The organism is Bradyrhizobium sp. PRIMUS42, assembly GCF_023006515.1.
Classification (GTDB): Bacteria; Pseudomonadota; Alphaproteobacteria; order Rhizobiales; family Xanthobacteraceae; genus Bradyrhizobium.
Genome location: NZ_JALBGZ010001327.1, coordinates 1 through 844 on the forward strand (window position 1 = coordinate 1; position 844 = coordinate 844).

The following is an 844-nucleotide window of genomic DNA, read 5'->3' on the forward strand; positions in this document are numbered from 1 at the left end:
CGGCTCGTCCGGTGGTTCGGGCAGCGCCGTCGGCGGCGCGCTGGTGCCGATCGCGCTGGGCTCGGACACCAACGGCTCGATCCGCGTGCCGTCCTCCTTCTGCGGCATCTTTGGTTTGAAGCCGACCTATGGCCGGCTGTCGCGGGCACGATCCTTTCCGTTCGTCGCGAGCCTCGATCACCTCGGCCCGTTCGCACGGTCCGTCACCGATCTCGCGCTCGCCTATGACGTGATGCAGGGACCTGACGCGGACGACAGCGCCTGCACGACGCGCGGACTGGAGCCGACGCTGCCGCTGATCGCCAATCCTGTCTCGGACCTGCGCATCGCCGTCGCCGGCGGGTATTTCCAGAAGAACGTGTTTCCGGAAGCGGTCGAGGCCGTCAGCCGCGTTGCCAAGGCGCTTGGCACAACGCAAGTCGTGGACATCCCAGAAGCCGCGCGCGCCCGCGCGGCGGCCTATGTCATCACCACCACCGAAGGCGCTTCGCTCCACCTCGACCGCCTGCGCAAGCGTCCGAACGATTTCGATCCCGCGGTGCGCGACCGGCTGATCGCCGGCGCGATGGTACCCGCGCCCATGGTCGACCGCGCGCAGAAATTCCGCCGCTGGTACCGCGCCCAGCTTGCCGAGATCTTTAGATCGGTCGACGTGCTGCTGGCGCCGGCAACGCCCTGCACCGCGCCAAAGCTCGGCCAGGTGAACTTCAATCTCGACGGCGTGGAGCTGCCGGTGCGCGCCAATATCGGCGTCCACACCCAGCCGATCTCCTTCATCGGCCTGCCGGTGGTCGCGGTGCCGGTGCCGCTTGAGCCGCTGCCGATCGGCGTGCAGATCGTCGCC

1 protein-coding gene is annotated in these 844 nt (G+C 68.6%); it reads left to right on the forward strand.

The genetic code is table 11. From position 1 onward, the window contains the following. Nucleotides 1-844, forward strand: an 844-nt coding sequence (locus MOV75_RS40075; protein WP_247008369.1) for an AtzE family amidohydrolase, incomplete at both ends; no start/stop codon positions are given.